4 protein-coding genes (1 of these 4 cut by a window edge) are annotated in these 19232 nt (G+C 69.4%); all 4 read left to right on the forward strand.

Features of this window, described 5'->3' with window-relative positions:
• Nucleotides 1-16629 carry the 3' portion of a non-ribosomal peptide synthetase gene (locus CH339_RS01615; protein WP_111432530.1) on the forward strand. The gene continues 3570 nt to the left of window position 1, outside the view, so only the last 16629 of its 20199 coding nucleotides appear in the window; the start codon falls outside the window, past its left edge; it ends in the stop codon at nucleotides 16627-16629.
• A gap of 114 nt (nucleotides 16630-16743) precedes the next feature.
• Nucleotides 16744-17616, forward strand: coding sequence for a prohibitin family protein (locus tag CH339_RS01620; protein WP_111432531.1), 873 nt, complete (start codon nucleotides 16744-16746; stop codon nucleotides 17614-17616).
• A gap of 5 nt (nucleotides 17617-17621) precedes the next feature.
• Nucleotides 17622-19010 carry an ABC transporter substrate-binding protein gene (locus CH339_RS01625; protein WP_111432532.1) on the forward strand — a complete coding sequence of 463 codons (1389 nt, stop codon included), beginning with the start codon at nucleotides 17622-17624 and terminating at the stop codon, nucleotides 19008-19010.
• A complete protein-coding gene (locus CH339_RS01630) occupies nucleotides 19007-19216 on the forward strand; it encodes a hypothetical protein (RefSeq protein ID WP_111432533.1) in 210 nt (69 codons plus the stop codon). The genes CH339_RS01625 and CH339_RS01630 overlap by 4 nt, the downstream gene beginning before the upstream one ends.
• Nucleotides 19217-19232: the final 16 nt, after the last annotated feature.

A 19232-nucleotide genomic window follows, 5' to 3' on the forward strand; every position in this document is an offset into this window, starting at 1 on the left:
GTGCTGCGCGCGTCCGGCGACGCCGCAAAGCTCGCAAGCGCCTTGGCCGCGGCCGAAGCCGCGCCTGCCGGCGCGCATTTGCGGTTGGCGCCGAGCGGTCTTGAGATCGAGACAATCGAGGCGGCGGGCGTGTTTCCTTCGGTATCGCCGCCCTGGAAGGATAGGAGCGTCTACCTGATCACCGGCGGCACGGGCGCGCTCGCCCGGCTCCTCGCCGATGCCGCGCTTGCCCATGCGCCGGGTGCGAAGATCGTGCTGGCCGGCAGGCGCGCGCCCGACGCGGACCTCGCCGCGCAGATCGAGGCGACCGAAAACCTCGTCTACGAGGTCGCGGACATCGCCGACGAGGCCGCCGTCGCCGCGTTGGTCGAGCGCATCCGAACCATCCATGGCCGGCTCGACGGCGTCGTCCACACGGCCGGAACGCTGCGCGACGGGCGCGTGCTGCGCAAGACCGCGGCCGAGCTGGGCGCCGTGCTGGCGCCGAAGGTGCGCGGGGCTCTCGCGCTCGATGCCGCCATCGGCGATGCCCCGCTCGACTTCTTCGTGCTCTTTGCCTCCGTCGCCGGTGTCTCCGGCAATATGGGGCAGGCGGATTACGCCGCCGCCAACGCCTTCCTCGACGGCTTTGCCGAGATGCGCGAGGCGCGCCGCGCGCGCGGCCTCTGCCAGGGCCGCACGGTCTCCATCGCCTGGCCGCTCTGGGCCGACGGCGGCATGCGGATCGGCGCCGCCCAAGAGGACCTTATGCGCCGGGTGACGGGCCTTGCGGCGCTGGAAACCGGCGCCGGCATCGCCGCCTTCGACGCAGCGGTCGCCGGAAGCCACCCGCGCGCGATCGTCGCCGTCGGCGATGCCGCACGCATCGAGGCGTTCCTGGCCGGCGTGGAGCCGGAGGCAGCGCCCCAGCCTGAAAGCTTCGGGGCCGCCGCGCCTGCCGTGCCTGCCGCGCCCGATGCCGACATGCTCCGCCGTCCCGTCCTTGCCGCGCTCATCGACGAAGCCGCCGCCCAGCTCAAGGTGTCCGTGGACGACCTGGAATCGGACGTGGAGCTGACCGAATACGGCTTCGATTCCATCGGCTTCACCCAGTTCGCCAACCGCCTCAACGACCGCTTCGGCCTGGAACTGACGCCGCCGCTCTTTTTCGAGTACCCGACGCTCGACGGCCTTGCCGGCCACCTCGCCGAAGCCGAGCCGGAGGCGATCGCCAAAACCCTTGGCATCGCCGCAACGCCGGCGCCGCAGCGCCAGGAGGTGCCCAAGGCCGAGCCCGCCGAACCGGCAAGGATCCCGCCTGCCGCTCCCGCGCCGCGCCCTCGGCCAGCCGCTGCTCTTGTCCGGGATAACCATCCCAATGACGACGCCATCGCCATCATCGGCATGGCCTGCCGCTTCCCCGGCGCGCCGGACATCGACGCGTTCTGGGACGTGCTGGCGAACGAGCGCGACTGCATCTCCGAGGTGCCGCCGGAGCGCTGGGACTGGCGCGCCTGGTGGGGCGATCCGCTGTCGGAGCCCGGCCGCGCCAATGTGAAGTCCGGCGGTTTCCTTGACGACATCGCCGGCTTCGATGCCGCCTTCTTCGGCATTTCGCCGCCCGAAGCGCGGATGATGGACCCGCAGCAGCGCCTCCTCCTCACCGAGGCCTGGCGGGTGATGGAGGACGCCGGCTATCCCCCGTCCGCCCTTGCCGGCTCGAAGACCGGCGTCTTCGTCGGCACGGCCGATGCCGGCTATGGCCGGTTGATCGCGGCGGCCGGGCTCGGCGTCGAGGGCTACACCATGACCGGGCTCGCCCCCTCCATCGGGCCGAACCGGCTGAGCTATCATTTCGATTTCCACGGGCCGAGCGTTGCCGTGGAGACCGCCTGTTCCAGCGCCCTCGTCGCCGTCCACCGCGCCGTCGAGGCGCTGCGCTCGGGCCATTGTTCGGCGGCGATTGCCGGCGGCGTCGGTGTGCTGCTGCTGCCGGAGGCCTTCGTCGGCTTTGCCAAGGCCGGCATGCTGGCGCCCGACGGCCGCTGCAAGCCGTTTTCCGCCGCCGCCAACGGCTATGCCCGCGGCGAGGGCATCGGTCTTGTCTTCCTGAAGCCGCTGGGCGATGCCGTCCGCGACGGCGACCGCATTCATGGGCTAATCCGGGCAAGCGCGGAAAACCATGGCGGCCACGCCACCTCGCTGACGGCGCCGAACCCCAAGGCCCAGGCCGACCTTCTGCGCACCGCCTATCGCGCGGCCGGCATCGACCCTCGCACCGTCGGCTATATCGAGGCCCACGGCACCGGCACGCCGCTCGGCGACCCGATCGAGGTCGAGGCGCTGACGGCAGCCTTCGCCGACCTCGACCGCGAGGCGGAGGAGCGGTTCGGCCCGGCGCCCGAAGCGTTCGTGCACCGCTGCCTCCTCGGCTCGGTCAAATCCAATATCGGCCACCTGGAAATCGCCGCCGGCATCGCCGGCCTCATCAAGGTGCTCCTGCAGATCCGCCATCGCACCATCGCCCGCTCGCTCCATGCCGAAGAGCTGAACCCTTATCTGAAGCTGGACGGCAGCCCGTTCCGCATTGCGCAGGCAAAGACGGATTGGCAGCCGGTCATCGGCTCGGACGGGACGCCACTGCCGCGCCGCGCGGGCGTCAGCAGTTTCGGCTTCGGCGGCTCCAACGCCCATGTGGTCATCGAAGAGTACCCCTCGACCCCGCCTATCGAGGCCGAGGCGACCGGCCCGCAGCTCATCGTGCTCTCGGCCAAAACGGAGGCGCAACTGACCGAGAGCGCCGCGCGGCTCTATGCCGTTCTGGAAAAGGCCGATCCACGGCTCGCCGACATCGCCTGGACGCTGCAGGTCACCCGCGAACCCATGCGCCACCGCCTCGGCTTTGTCGCGATGGATCGCGCGGGCCTGCTGGCAAAGCTGGCGTCGATTGCCGCCGGAAATGCCGGCGCGGGCGTCGTGACCGGTGAGGTAAGGAGCGTCCGCAAGCTCCTCTCCGTGCTGGAAAACGATGGACCGCTCGCCGAGGCGGCCGCGGGCCTTGCCGAACGCGGCCGGCCGGAGGACCTGCTGGTGCTCTGGGCCGGCGGTTTCAATGTCGACTGGCAAAAGGCCTGGCGCGGCCAGAAGGCGCGGCGGATTTCCCTCCCCGGCTATCCCTTCGCGGCGACGCCCTATTGGGTCGGCGCTTCGGCGGACAAAAAGCACGCGCCCGCCGCACCGAAACCCGGCCTGTCCCGGACATTGACCGGGCAGGAGAGCTTCCTGCGCGACCACGTGGTCGGCGGCAAAAAGCTGCTGCCCGGCGTTGTCTCCTTTGAGCTGGTCCGCCGCGCGCTTGAGGGAGCCGGCATCGAAGGCGCCGTCGAACTCGTCGGCCATAGCTGGGTCGGCCCGGTCGACGTCGACGACAAGCCGGTGAAGATCGAGGTGACGCTGGAAGCGGGCGGGGCGCAAGGCCGGGCCTACAGGATATCGGCGGACGGAGGCCGCCACTCTGAAGGCGTCGCGCGCGCGCTTTCCGTTCCCGCCCCCCGCATCGACCTCGCGGACGCCAAGGCGAACGCGACCGAAGCCGTCGACGTCGCCGCGCTCTACCGGCGCTTTGCCGAAACCGGCCTTGCCTACGGCGCGGCGCAACGCGCCCTCGCTGAAGCATGGCGCGGTCCCGGCATCGCCGTTGCACGGTTGGAGTGCCCGCCCGAGGCCGACGGAGGTTTCGATCTCGATCCCGCGATCCTCGACGGCGCGTTGCAGGCCGTGGCGCTGCTGACTGACGCTGCCGACGCCCTTGCGCTTCCCTATGCCGTGCGCCGCGTTGTCGTCTTCGGGGTTACGAGCCCGACTATGTGGGCCGTCATTCGCGCCGGCGACAAGGGTGCCTCCATCGATGTCTGCGACGAAGCTGGGACGGTCGCGGTCCGGCTGGAGGATTTCGTCGCGCGGCCCGTTGCCGGGAACGCTGAACGCACGTCGACCCCGGACATTGCTCCGGACCCTGCGGCTGAGCTTTCGGATGACGATCGCCAAGCGGCCGCCCTACGCCTCGTCACGGAGATCGCAGCTCACATCCTCGAAGTCGAACCGGAGGTTCTCGACGTCGACACCGAACTCGGCGATTTCGGCTTCGATTCCATCACCATGACGGCCTTCGCCTCGCGGATAAATGCCGAACTCGGGCTCGCCCTGACGCCGGCCGATTTCTTCGAATTCGCAACGCTCTTCCGGCTTTCCGGCCACATCGTGGAAGACCTGACGCCGGAACAGCTCGGCCTTGAGACGGCGCCGGTATCCTCCGAGCCGACGGCCCCGGCGCGCGTCACCGCCGAACCGGCGGTCATTGAACCTATGCCGGCACCCGCCCACTCCGACGCCGATCCCATCGCCATCGTCGGCATGAGCTGCGCCTTCCCGATGGCGGTGGACGCCGACGCCTTCTGGGAGAACCTTGCGAGCGGCCGCGACTGCATCACCCGCATCCCGCCCGACCGCTGGTCCTGGCGCGAGGTCGACGGCGACCCGAAGACCGACCCGACCAAAACCAACGTCCATTGGGGCGGTTTCACCGACGGCGTTTTTGACTTCGACCCGCTGTTCTTTGCCATCTCGCCGCGCGAGGCGCGGATGATGGACCCGCAGCAGCGCCTGATGCTGCCCCATGCCTGGAAGGCGATCGAGGACGCGGGCCATTCGCCGAAAAGTTTTGCCGGCAAAAAGGTTGGCGTCTTCGTCGGCACCTCCTCCAGCGGTTATCGCGGCGGGGCGGGCGAGGGCGGCGAGGGCTATGTGGCCACCGGCACCGTGCCGTCGGTCGGGCCCAACCGGATCAGTTACTTCCTCGACCTGCACGGCCCCAGCGAGCCGATCGAGACAGCCTGTTCCTCCTCGCTGGTGGCGCTTCACAGGGCGGTGCAGGCGATCCGTGCCGGCGACTGCGAGGCGGCGCTCGTCGGCGGCGTCAACACGATGGTAACGCCCGACGCCCACATCAGCTTCGCCAAGGCCGGCATGCTGGCACCCGACGGCCGCTGCAAGACTTTTTCCGACAGGGCCGACGGCTACGGCCGCGGTGAGGGTGTCGGCATGCTGTTCGTGCGCCGGCTGGCGGATGCAGAGCGCGACGGCGACCCGATCCTCGCAATCGTCTGCGGCACGGCGGTCAACCATGGCGGCCACGCCAATTCTCTGACCGCGCCGAACACCGAGGCCCAGGCCGACCTCATCCGCACCGCCTGGACGCGCGCGGCCGTCGACCCGCGCACCGTCGGCTATGTCGAGGCCCACGGGACAGGGACCGCCCTCGGCGATCCCGTCGAGATCAACGCCCTGAAATCCGCGTTCCGAGACCTGCCGAAGGGCGAGGAGAAGCTGGAAGGCACCGGCTGCGGTATCGGCTCTGTGAAGACCAATATCGGCCATTTGGAGCTTGCCGCCGGCGTTGCCGGCCTCATCAAGCTGATCCAGCAATTCCGCTACGGCAAGATCGCGCCGAGCCTCCGTTGCGAGACGGTCAATCCCTTTATCGACCTGGACGGAACCCCGTTCCGCATCGTCCGGGAACTGGAGGATTGGCGGCCGGTGCGCGATGCCGCAGGCAGGCCGCTGCCGCTTCGGGCCGGCATCAGCAGCTTCGGCTTCGGCGGCGTCAACGCCCATGCGGTGCTGGAGCAATACCGGCCGAAAGCGGCGACGGGGATCAGGCCGGACGGCCCCGTTGTCATCGTCTTGTCCGCGCGGGACGCGGCGCGGCTGAAGGAGAGCGTGGAAAACCTTCTCGGCTTCCTCGACGGCGAAACGATTGCCGAAAACGATCTCGGCGATCTGGCGGCGACGTTGCAGGTCGGCCGCGCGCCGATGGCCGAGCGGTTGGCGATCGTGGCCCGAAGCCTTGCCGAGCTGCGCGAAAAATTATCGGCATGGCTCGCCGGCGCGGCCTCCGGAGAGTTCTGGCAGGGCCGCGCCGACCCACGTCGGGCGCCGGACGGAACGCTTGGTGTCAACGCCGCGCCTGAGGAGATCGCGTCCCATTGGGTCGTGGGCGGCGCCGTCGAATGGGGCAAGGCAAGGCGCCGGCTCAGGCTGCCGACCTATCCCTTCGCCCGCGATGTCTTCCGGGCGATGTCGGAACAGGTGGCCGCCGCGCCGTCCCCCACCGTCACGGCGCGTGCCATCGCCGCAGGCGGTGCCGTGGAAAAGACGGTCCGACTCGATGCCGATGCCTTCTATCTCCGCGACCACCGCATCCGCGGCGCCCGCATCCTGCCCGGCGCCTTGAGCCTCGAACTCGTCCGGCAGACGGCGGCACAAGCGCTGCGGCAAGCCGAGGGGATAACCCTTTCCCGCATCGCCTGGCGCCGCCCGGTGCAGCTCGATCAGGGTGAGCGGGACATCCGTATTGTTCTTAGCGAAAGCGAAGGCGGACCTTTCAAGGCCCGCCTCGTCGATGGGGAAACCGACGCCGTCACCTGCGACGTCGCGGCCGGCGCGGGCGCACCCGGCCGCCTCGACATCAACGCGGTGACGGCCCGCTGTACCGCCCCGCACGATCCGGACTGGCTCTACGCCTCCTACGCCGCCTCCGGCATCGACTACGGCTCCGCGTTCCGGGCCGTCGCCGGCCTCTGGTCGGGCGGCACCGAGGTGCTTGCGCGGTTGAAGCTGCCGCGCGCGGCAAACACCACCACCTACGACCTCAACCCCGGCATCCTGGACGCCGCCTTTCATGCCTCGCTGCCACTCTTTGCCGGCAAAGGAACCTCCGGCCTCGCGCTCCCCGTCGCCATCGACCGCATGGAGATTTTCGGGCCGACCGGGCCGGAGATGTGGGCGCATCTGCGTCGCGCGCCCTCCGGCGAAGGCGTGTCAAAACTCGACATCGACCTTGCCGACGCGGCCGGCAGGATTTGCGTCCGCATCGAGGGCTTCACCCTGCGCGCCGTGCCGGACCGCAAGGGCGCGCCGCGCGTCGAGACATCGGCGCCGGAGGGTGCTCCCGCGACCGACCTCCGTGGCGCCGCCGAGGCCTATTTCGTCGGCCTCGTTGCCCGCGAGACGGAGATCGACCCGGCCGCCATCTCCGTGACGGCTCCGCTCGAGGACTACGGCATCGACTCCGTCATGATCGCCCGGCTGACCGATGCGCTGGAGCGCGATTTCGGGCCGTTGTCGAAGACGTTGTTCTTCGAGTACCAGACCCTTGCGGCGGTGATCGGCCATTTCCTGGAAAGCCATGCCGACCGGCTCGCGCAAGTCGTCGGCGCGGACGCCGGGCCCGCAAGCCCCGAGCCGATGCCTGCGTCCGTCCCGGCGCGCGCAAAAAAACCGGGCGACACACCCATCGCCATCATCGGCGTTGCCGGCCGCTATCCGGGCGCGCGTACCGTCGCGGAATTCTGGGAAAACCTGAAGGCCGGCCGCGACTGCGTCACCGAGGTGCCGGCAGGGCGCTGGGACCATGCAAGCCTCTATGATCCGCAGCGAAAGCCCGGCAAAACTACCGGCAAATGGGGCGGCTTCGTCGACGGTTTCGATTGCTTCGACCCGATGTTCTTCAACATCGCGCCGCGCGAGGCCGCCTATATGGACCCGCAGGAGCGGCTGTTCCTGCAATGCGCCTGGGAAACCCTGGAGGACGCCGGCTACACCCGCGCCAATGTTGCGCCGCCGCGCCCAGGGCTCTCCGGCGCCGATGTCGGCGTCTTCGTCGGCGTCATGTATGAGGAATACCAGCTCTACGGCCCGGAGCGGACCGCGGCGGGCGCGCCGACCGCGATCGCCGGCAGCGCGGCGTCGATCGCCAACCGCGTCTCCTATTTCTGCAATTTCCAGGGCCCGAGCATCGCCGTCGACAGCATGTGCTCGTCGTCGCTGACTGCCATCCATCTCGCTTGCGACGCGCTCCGTGGTGGAAGCTGTTCGGTGGCGCTCGCCGGCGGCGTCAACCTGACCCTCCACCCGAACAAGTACCTGGCGCTCTCGCAGGGCCGGTTCCTGTCCTCCAAGGGCCGCTGCGAAAGCTTCGGCGAGGGCGGCGACGGCTACGTGCCGGCCGAGGGCGTCGGCGCGGTGCTTTTGAAGCCGCTCGACGCGGCCGAGGCCGACGGCGACCGCATCCATGGCGTCATCCTCGGCTCGGCTCTCAACCACGGCGGCAAGACCAACGGCTACACGGTGCCGAACCCGCCGGCCCAGACCGATGTGGTGACGGCCGCAATGGCCCGCGCAGGCGCCGGCCCGGACGAGATCGGCACTGTCGAGGCGCACGGCACCGGGACGAGCCTCGGCGACCCCATCGAGATCGCAGCGCTCTCGCGCGCCTTTGCCGGGCGCACGGTGCCGCTTGCCATCGGCTCGGTGAAATCGAACATCGGCCACGCAGAGAGCGCCGCCGGCATCGCCGGCCTCACCAAGCTGCTGCTGCAATTGAAGCACGGCCAGCTTGTGCCCTCGCTCCATGTCGAGCCGCTCAACCCGAACATCGATTTCGCGGCAACGCCGTTCCGGGTCCAGAGGACGCTGGAAGACTGGCCGCGCACCGTCCGCGACGGACGGGAGACCGCGCGCATCGGCGGGCTCTCCTCTTTCGGTGCCGGCGGCGCCAATGCCCACCTCGTCGTCGCCGAATACCGGGGCGCCGCGCAGCCCGCCGCCGTCGCGGGCCCAGGTATCTATCCGTTCTCGGCCCGCGATCCGGAGCGTCTGGCGGCGCTGCTGGCGAACTTCCGCAAGGCGCTGGACGGCATTGCCGAGGCCGACATGCCGTCCGTCGCCACAACGCTGCAGGAGGGCCGCGAGGCCTTCGAGGAGCGGCTCGCCATCGTCGCCGGCGGTAAGGCCGATCTCGCCCAAAAACTCGATCGCACGATCGCCGGGGAGATGAATGCCTCGGGCGTCTTTGGCGGCCGTGCTGCGGTTGGCGCACAAAAGGCCGATCCGGGCGCGCCGCCGGAAGACGTCGCCGCGGCGTGGGTCTCGGGCGCGACGGTCGACTGGGCGGCGCGGCGAACCGGGCCCCGTCCGCGCCCGATCAGCCTGCCGACCTATCCCTTCGCAGAGGACCGCTATTGGTTGCCGGAGACCGACGCGCCGGCAACGCCCGAAAGCCCAGATCCGCCGCTGCCGCTCCTCTTTGCGGCGATCTTTGAGGAAAAGGCCGCGACCGAAGGCCCCGCGCCGCAAAACCGCGTCGTCGTCCTCTGCGGCCTCACCGAAACGCGGCCGGGCCTCGCCGAAGACCTGCGCACGTCCGGCAAGGACTGCACCGTGTTCGACGAGCCCGAATTCGCCGACCATGCGGCAAGGCTTCTCGCGCTCCTGAAGGACATCGTCCGCGAGCGGCGCGACACGCTGGTTCAGGTCGTCGTGCCGGCAACGGGCGGTGAAAGCGTGCTGGAAGGCCTCGGCGGCATGCTTCGCTCGGCCGCCTTCGAGCACCGGTCGCTGGCCGCGCAACTGATCGCGGTCGACGACGAGGCGTCCGACATCGCAGCGCGTCTTGCGCGTGACGCCTGCGCGCCGGACGACACTGTCATCCGCCATGTCGCCGGCCGGCGCCTCGTGCGCGCCTGGCGCGATTGGAAGGCACCTGAGGGCCGCGAGCCGCCGTGGCGCGAGGGCGGCGTCTATCTTTTGACCGGCGGCGCCGGCGGCATCGGTCGGCACGTTGCAGAAGCCATTGCCGCCTCCGGCCGCCGCCCGGCACTCTGGCTTACCGGTCGCTCGTCCGAGACGCCGGAGGTCACGGCCTGGCTCCAAAAGCTCAAAGGCCTCGGCGCTACCGCCCGCTACCGCAGCCTCGACGTGACCGACGGCGATGCCGTCGCCGCGCTGCTTGTCGAGATCGAGGTCTGCGACGGCCGCCTCGACGGCGTCTTTCATGGCGCCGGCATCCTCCGCGACGGTCTGATGGTCGGCAAGGACGAGGCGACGCTGCGCGCCGTTCTGGCGCCGAAGGTCACCGGTGCCGACGTCCTCGACGCCGCAATCGGCCGACGCTCGCTCGACTTTTTCGTGCTGTTTGCGTCCGCCGCGGGCGCCCTCGGCAATCCCGGCCAGACCGACTACGCCGCCGCCAACGCCTTCCTCGACCGCTTCGCCGAGCTCCGCAACGAACGGGTCGCAGCCGGGCTCTGCCATGGCCGCACGCATTCTGTCGACTGGCCCTACTGGCGCGACGGCGGCATGCGACTGGACGACGCCACCATCGCCGCCATGGAAAAGGGGGGCATCCGGCCGCTGGAAACCGGGCCGGCGATTGCCGCGCTGGAAGCCCTTCTTGCCGGCCCTGCACCCGACCAGGTGCTGGTACTGGAGGGCGAGCCGGATCGGCTTCGCGCCATGATCGGCGTGACCGGCGCGCCGAAGCCCCTGGCCGCAGCGCAGCCCGCCCGCCACACCGAACCTGCTGGCGTGGATCGGGCGACGGTCCTCGACAGGATTCGTGCCGCCTTTTCCGCCTGCCTCGGCGTGCCGGCGGAGAAGCTGGACCCGGAAGCGTCCATCGACCGTTTTGGCGTCGATTCCGTCTCCGCGCTCGAAATCGTCGAGGGCCTGGAAAAGGATTTCGGGCCGCTCTCCCAGACGATCCTGTTCGAATGCCAGACCATCGCGCGGCTTGCCGACGAACTGGCGGACCGCGCCGGCGCTCCGCCGCCCGCATCGGACCCTGCGCCCGGGCCTGTGATCGCGCCGCAACCCTCGCCCGATCGCGGCGACATCGCCATCATCGCCGTCGCCGGCCGATATCCGGGCGCCGACACCATCGAGGCCTTTGCCGAAGCGCTGCGTGAGGGCCGCGACCTCGTCACCGAAGTGCCGCCGGAACGGGCCGGCCTCGTTCCGCGCTTTTCCGACAAGAAGGGCACTCCCGGCGCCAGCCATTGCAAATGGGGTGGGTTCCTCGCGGACGTCGACCGTTTCGACGCCGGCTTCTTCGGCTACAGCCCGAAAGCCGCCGATCTCGCCGACCCCCAGGAGCGGCTGTTCCTGGAAACGGCCTGGCACCTTTTCGAGCGCGCCGGGCACACGCGAGACCGCCTGAAGAACGCTTATGACGGCCGCGTCGGCGTCTTCGTCGGCGCCATGTACCAGCACTATGCGAGCCTCGCCGCCGACCCCGAGGTGCGGGCGCTGACCTCGCTGTCCTCCTATTCCGCGATCGCCAACCGCGTTTCCTTCTTCTTCGACCTTAAGGGGCCGAGCGTTGCCGTCGACAGCATGTGCTCGTCGGGGCTGCAGGCCGTGCACCAGGCCTGCCAGAGCCTTCGTTCGGGCGAATGCCGGCTCGCGGTCGCCGGCGGCGTCAATCTTTCGATCGCGCCCGGGAAATTCGAGGGCCTCTCCCGCGCCGGTCTTGCCGCCTCCTCGCCCGAAAGCCGGGCCTTTGCCGGCGGCGACGGCTATCTTCCGGCCGAGGGCGTCGGCGCGGTGCTGCTAAAACCCGCCGCCGAGGCGCTGCGCGACGGCGACCGGGTGCTGGCGGTCATCAGGGGCAGCCTTGCCAACCACGCCGGCCATTCCGCCGGCTACGCCGTCCCCAACGTCGATGCCGAAATCCGCTTGATGGAAGACGCCTTCGCGGCAGCGGGCGTTGCGCCCGAGACCATCGACTATGTGGAGGCGGCGGCGACCGGCGCGCAGCTTGGCGATACCATCGAGCTGAAGGCGCTGGCGAAGGTTTTCGGCGGGCGCAAGGTGCCGCTCGGCTCGGTGAAGGCCAATATGGGCCACGCCGAGGCGGCCTCCGGCCTTGCCCAGCTCACCAAGGTGCTGCTGCAGTTCGAAACCGGTGCGCTCTTTCCGATGCCGGGGCTGGCGCACCGGGAGGAGGTCTTCCGCGAGACACCGTTGGTCCCGCAGGCGGAGCTTGCGCCCTGGCCCGCGCCGGAAGGCGGGCGGCCGCGCCGGGCGGCGATCAGCTCCTTCGGCGCCGGCGGTTCCAATGTGCATCTGATCCTGGAAGAGGCGCCGCCGCAGCCGGTCGTGAGCGACGCGCTGCGCCGGCCGCGCCGCTTCCCGCTGTCTGCGCGCACCGACGGGCAACTGAGGCAGACGCGGCAACGCCTTGCCGCCTTCCTGCGCGAGGCGGACGCCGTTCCGATGGAGGCCCTGGCCCGCACGCTGCAGCACGGCCGGGAGGCCTTCGATTGCCGCGTCGACATCGCCGCGACCGACCGGCTTGAGCTTGCGGAAAAGCTCGACGACGACGCGTATCGCGAAAGCGGGGAGGCGCTCGCCGCCACGGAAGATGTGTCGGAAGAAGGTCCGATGCTGGCGCTGCCGGGCTATCCCTTCGCCCGTGAGCGCCATTGGGTGGCGGAGGCTCCCGACGTCGGCAATGCGCCTCCGGTGGAACAGCCGAAGCCTGCGACGCCCGAACAGACTGCGCTCGACTTGATCGTCAAAACCCTTGCGGCCGAACTCGGCGTTCCCGTCGATGAGATCGACGCCGACGCCACCTTCGCGGCCCTCGGCGCCGATTCCATGGTCCGCATGCGGCTGCTCTATGCGGTGGAGGAGGCGACCGGCCGGGAACTCTCCCCCGCCGACCTTGCCGCCCATCCAAATCCGCGGGCGCTGGCCGATCATCTGGACGGTGCACCGTCGAGCGAACCTCTGGCTCAAGTCGACATCGGCCCAAAAATTGACCGTGAGACCTATCGCTGTCCCCTCGGCGCCGGGCAGGCGGGCCTCTGGGTTTGGCAGAAGCTCCACCAGGAAAGCGGCGCCTACAACGTCCCGCTCGCGTTCCGCTGCCGCGATCTGGACGTGGCGGCGCTGGAACAGGCACTTGGTCACCTTGTCGCTGAACACCCGCTGCTCGGCTGCCGCGTCGATGAAGCCGACGGTGCGCCGGTCCTCCTCCCGCGGGCCGAGGACGTTTCGCTCGCAACCGTCGCGATGCCGAAGGAAATCGGGACCGAAGCCTTCCTGCGCCAGCGGGTGTCGATCCCCTTCGATCTCGGCCGGGAGGTCATGAGGGTCGAGCACCTTTCCGGCGGCAGGCTCGATCCGCCGGAATCGATTGTCTTGATCCTTGCCCACCACATCGTCACCGACGGTGTTTCCTCCGCCGTCATCGCCCGCGACGTCTGGCAGGCCTACGCGCATTTCACGAAAAAGGAAAAATTCTCGAGACGTAGGATCGGCAGCGCGGATTATGCAGACTTCGTAGATTTGGAGATGACATTTGCTGCCTCTCCGGAAGGGGCGGCACAAAAGGCCTATTGGCTGGAAAACCTCGCCGGCCCGTTGCCGTCCCTGAGCCTGCCGGCGGGCGAAGGGGGCAGCCGCTCGCGCACCCTCGAGGCTGCCGTGTGCGCGGACCTTCGCGATGCGGCAAGAAGCCGGGAGATCAGCGCCGCAGCCCTTCATCTCGCCGCCTTTGCCGCGCTCCTCTATCGCTACACCGGCGAGACGGACCTCGTCATCGGTGTGCCGACCCTGCGCCGTCCGGCAAAGCGCTTTGCGGAGACGGTCGGTTATTGCGCCAACATGATCGCCCTGCGGCTGACCGTCGATCCGGCGGCGCCTGTCGCGGACCTTGCCCGAAGCGTCCACGCTGAGCTGTCCGAAGGGCTCGCCAACAGCGACGTCGCCTTTGCCGGGATCGCCCGGGAGGTCGGCGGTACGGCGACCGGCGCGGCGCCGTTCACAGTCACCTTCGCCTATCAGAATTTCGCCACCGTCGCCGGCATGCCGGAGGTCTTCGCGGCCGGCGACATCGAACACCTTTCAGCGATCCGCCAGGCGACCGACGCGGCCTTGAGCCTGGAAGTGGAGGACGGCACCGCCGGCGCCACGGTCCATGCCGATGCCGCGGAGGGCGGGCCGGGCGCCGCGGCGCTGGAGCGCCTGCTCGGCCATTTCGGCGAACTGCTGAAGGCCGTTCTCGATGCCCCGCAAATGCCGGTCGCGACCCTTCCAATGCTGACGGCGCCGGAGCGCGACCGGGCGCTACACCACTGGAGCCGGACGGGCCGGGCCGAGCCGTTCGCCGAGCCCGTTCCAGCGCGCATCCTCGATGCCGCGCGCCGCGCGCCCTCGGCAACGGCGGTCGTTGCCGGCCGGGAGAGCGCCACGTACCGCGACCTCGCCGCGCGGGCAAAGCGCGTTGCTCTGGCGCTCGCGCGCCGCGGCATCGGCAAGGGCGAGCGGGTCGCGGTCGTTGCCCCGCGCAGCCCGGATGCCGTCGCAATGTGTCTCGGCACCATGGGCCTCGGCGCGGTCTGGGTGCCGCTCGATCCGGATCTTCCGGACCGAAGACTGGACTTCATCGTCAGGGATGCCGGCGCCGCCGCCGTGCTGGCGGAGGACGCGCTCGTGGCGCGCGCGCAAAGGATCGCGGCCGGCGTTCCGGTGATCGATCCCGGCGGCGGGGGCCTGCGTGCCCGCTTTGCCCGGCCGCCGGAGCCGGAGATCGGCGCGGACGACCCCGCCTACATCATCTACACCTCGGGCTCGACGGGGACGCCGAAGGGCGTCGTCGTCTCCCACGGTGCGCTCGCGCACCATTGCGCCGTCATCGCCGATGCCTTCGACCTGTCGGAGCGCGACGCGGTCCTGCAGTTCGCGTCCCTTTCCGTCGACACGGCCATCGAGCAGATGCTGCCGGTGCTCACCCGCGGCGGCCGGCTGGTGCTGCGCCCGGCGGAGCTGCCGGCGCCGTCGGCGTTCCTGGAATTCCTGCGCGACGCCGAGGTCACAGTCGCGGACTTGCCGCCGGTCTATCTCGGCGAATTGTTGGCGGCCTGGGAGCGCAGCCGCGCGGACCGCACGGGGCTGCCGCTACGCCTGATGATCGTCGGCGGCGACGTGCTTGCGCCGGAGGTGGCAAAGGCCTGGTCGCGAAGCGGCATTGCGGGAACCCGTCTCGTCAACGCCTACGGCCCGACCGAGGCGACGATCACCGCGCTCACCCACACCGCGCGGCCGAATGGGACCTCGATCCCCATCGGCCGGCCGCTGCCGGGCACGGAGATCTACATCCTCGATCGCGCCGGCCATCCGGTGCCGGACGGTGTTGTCGGCGAACTCCATATCGGCGGTCCGCGGCTCGCCATCGGCTATCACGGCGGCCCGGAGCTGACCGAGGAGCGGTTCCGCATCCACGACCTGCCGCACAAGTCGCTCCGGCTCTACGCCACCGGCGACAGGGCGTCGTTCGCCCCCAACAGCGGCGGCGTTGTCGCCTTCCACGGCCGCATCGACGATCAGGTGAAGATCCGCGGCCACCGCATCGAGCCCGGTGAGGTCGAGGCCGCGCTTGCCGCCTGCGGCCATGGCGAGGCGGCGGTCGTGGTGGAGGAAGGCAAGGACGGGGAGCTGGTGCTGACGGCCCATGTCGCCGCACCGCCGGAGGGTTTCGACGAAACGGCCTTGCGCACGCGCCTTGCCGAACGTCTGCCGGCGCCGATGATCCCAGCCGCCATCCACCGTTGCGACCGGCTGCCGAAAACGCCGGGCGGCAAGATCGACCGCCGCGCCCTCAAGGGCGAACCGGCAGACAAGACGGCGGCCAGAGCCGCGACGCCGCCGCGCGACGAGATCGAGCGGAAGCTGGCGGACGTCTGGGCCAAGGCGCTCGGCCTTGCCGGCGACACTCCCGGCATCGACGACGACTTTGCCGCCAGCGGCGGCAACAGCCTCGTCGCCGTCCGGCTCCTCGCCCTGATCGAGGAGGCGTTCGGGCGCGGCCTCTCGGTGCGCGATCTGGAAGCGGCCGGGACCATCGCCGCCCAGGCGCGGCTGCTGCGCGCGCGGGGGATAACGGTGCCGGGTGCGGGCCGTCCGGCGGCGGGGCTCCTCGTCTCCCTCAGCCAACCGGAGCCCGGAACGCCTGGTGAAAAGGCGCCGCCGCTGTTCCTTGTCCACCCGATCGGCGGCACGCTCTCCTGCTATGGACCGCTGCTCGCAGCGATGCGGCCAGCGCGGCCGGTCTACGGGCTTCGCGCCGCAGGCCTTGAGCCCGGCGAGGCGGTTGCCGAAGGCGGGCTCGCCGACATGGCCGCCGCCTATTACCGAGACCTCCGAAAAATCCAGCCGCGCGGCCCCTACAGCCTTGCCGGCTGGTCCTTCGGCGGCGTCCTCGCCTACGAGATCGCCCGCCAGATCGAGGCATCGGGAGACACCGTCGCCTTTGTCGGCCTCCTCGACAGCTATACGCCCGCCGACCTTGCCGGGCTGGAGGGCGAGGAAGGTGAGGGGATTGACCCGGCCGCTGCCTGCCGGCGCGCCTTCGCCCGCGATCTCTTCGGCGCCGATGCCGACCTGCCCGTCAATGCGGATATTGCCGGGACGGTGATGGCCCTGCCGCAGGTCTCCGCCGTCCTGCCGGGCGCGGACCGGCGGGCGGTCGAGCGCCTGTTCAAGGTCTTTGCGGCCAGCCACGCGGCCTTTGCGGCCTATGTGCCCGGGCCGTCGCCGGCGCCGCTGACGCTGGTGCGGGCGACAGGCGGGACCGCGATCAAGGGGGAGGGTGGCTGGGGCGCTCTCGCCAAAGGTCGCATCTCCATCCACCAGGTGGATGCCGACCACTACGGCCTGATGCGGCCGCCCCACGTGGCGGAGCTGGCGAAGGTACTCGAAAAGGCCCTGTCGGCGGCGATCGGAGAACGGGCCGGGCAACAGGAATAGGACCGCCCGCCCGCGCGAAAGACGTGGACGGATGCCGGCCGATTGGCTGACAGATCTCGGCCGCACACCGTATAGTCGGTGCGCGCGCAAATTTTGCAAAGGTGAGTCGGCGACATGACGCTCGACGACGAAGACGAATTCGAGGAATACGAAGAGGCCCTCGGCGGCGAACGCCGTCGCCGGTTCCAGCTCTATGGCCTCATCCTCCTGATCGGCGTCGGCGTCGTCCTTGCGCTGCTCTGGAGCCGCATCGTCATCACCATCGAATCCGGCGAGGCGGGCGTGCTCTATCGCTGGGTCTCCGGCACGGAGATGAACCAGATCTACGGCGAGGGCCTGCACATTATCTGGCCGTGGAACCGGATGTATGTCTACAACGTCCGCCTGCAGACCAAGGAACGCAATTACACGATGCTGACCCAGGGCGGCCTGCCGATCGACCTGCAGATCGCCGTCCGCTACCAGCCCGATCTGCGGCTGCTGCCGCTGCTCCACGTCACCGTCGGCCCGGAATACCTCAACAAGATCGTCTTTCCGGAAACGGAAGCGGTGCTGCGCCGCGCCGTCGGCCAGTACACGCCGGAACAGGTCTACACCAGCAAGCGCGGCTTTCTGGAATCGATCGTCGTCAGCAGCCTGACGAATGTGGAGGACCGCTATGTCATCGTCGACGACGTACTGGTGCGCAGCGTCGAGCTGCCGCCCGCCGTGCGGCTGGCGGTGGAGCGCAAGCTGACCCTTTCGGAAGAACAGAAGGCCTACGAATACCGCATCGGCATCGAGCGCAAGGAAGCCGAGCGCAAGGAGATCGAGGCCGACGGCATCATGCGCTACCAGAACACCATCAAGAAGAGCCTCAACGAGGATCTGTTGCGCTGGCAGGGCGTGCAGGCGACGAAGCAGCTCGCCACCTCGCCCAACTCCAAGACGGTGGTGATCGGCTCCGGCAAGGACGGCCTGCCGCTGATCCTCGGCGGCGATCGCTAGGCGCAATGGCTGACGAGGACGCCCTCGACCGGGAGGAGATCGCCGAGCGCCCGGCGGTCAGCGTCTGGCTCGTTCTCGCCGCGCTCTTTGCGCTCGCCCTGTCGGTCCTGGCGCTGACCGAGGCGACGGGCCGGACCGATCTTGTCTCCCGGGTCCAGGTCCTCCTGTTCGGCCCGCCCGACGACAATCTGAGGATCGTTGCGGTCTACGGGTCGGGCGGCGAGGAACACAGCTTCCTGCGCGGCGCCCGGATGGCGGTTGACCGGATCAACGCCGCCCATGACGGTCTCTTCGATAGGAAGCTGGAACTCGTTTCCTACGGCGAGCGGGTCCATTCCGACGAGACGCCGCTGGAATCGACCGTCGCCCAGACGCTCGCCCTGTCGGGTCGCATCGCCCGCACCAAGAACCTCCTCGCCGTCGTCGGCCACCAGTGGTCGGACACCGCCGTTGCCGCCAGTTCCATCTACAGCCTGAACGACGTGCTGTTCCTGGCCACCCACGCAACGGCCGCCTCGCTGACCAACCACGATTTCAACACCGTGTTCGCCATGCAGCCGGACAACGCCACCAACGCCGAGGTGGTGGCGAACTATGCCCTGAAGCAGGGCATCCGCCGCTTCATCGTGCTCTCCGACAAGACCGACTACGGCAAGGAGAGCGCGGCCTTCTTCACCGCGGCGATCACCAATGCCGGCGCCGATCTGGTGTTCCGCGGCAACCTTGCGAGCGGCCGGCGGTCGGTCGACCAGCTCCTGATGTTCATCCTCGATAACAAGCTCTTCAAGCGAACCGATTTCGACGCCTTCTTCGTCGTCTCCTCGTCGATCCCGGAGACGGCGGAGTTCATCAAGAGGAGCCGCGACCTCGGCCTCACCGTGCCGATCCTCGGCATGGAGTACCTGTTTTCCGAAGAGATCGAAAAGACCGTCGGCAAGGAGGCGATGAAGGACGTCATCGGCGTATCGCTCTACAATCGCGAGAACATTTCCGGGCGCGCCAAGACCTTCGTCGACGACTTCCAGAAGGCGTTCGGCACCATGCCCGATCTTGATGCGGCCCTCGGCTACGATGCGGTGACGCTGGTGCGCGACGCTGCGATGCGCGCCGGATCGCGCGCCCCGGACCGGCTGTCGGACATCCTCAAAGTGGCGCGCTACAAGAAGCCCTTCGTCGGGGTCACCGGGCCGCTGGTGTTCGATCGCAACGGCCTGATCACCGACACTGAGGTCTTCATCGTCCGCCACGACGGCACGGAGTTCCGCACCGCCGCCCATTATGAAATCCCCACGAAGTGGGATACCCTCGATCAGGACGCCGGCGAGACCAGCACGGAAAGCTGGTCCGCGCCGAACGAGGGTGTCCGCCCCGACCAGGAGAGACGAGACCAATGACGATTTTCGTGAACCCGTGGATCTTTCTCATCTGGGTCGTGGCGAGCTGGATCATCGGCATGATCGGTCGCGACACGCGCTTCGGCTTTGCCGGCAATTTCCTGGTCTCGTTCCTGTTCAGCCCGCTGGTCGGCATCATCGTGCTCCTGGCCTCCGACCGCACCCGCCGCACGACCGTCACCCGCCGCCGCCGCCGCAGGGCCTGACCGGACCAGTCCGTCC

Origin of the sequence: Rhodobium orientis (genome assembly GCF_003258835.1) — a bacterium.
Lineage (GTDB): Bacteria > Pseudomonadota > Alphaproteobacteria > Rhizobiales > Rhodobiaceae > Rhodobium > Rhodobium orientis.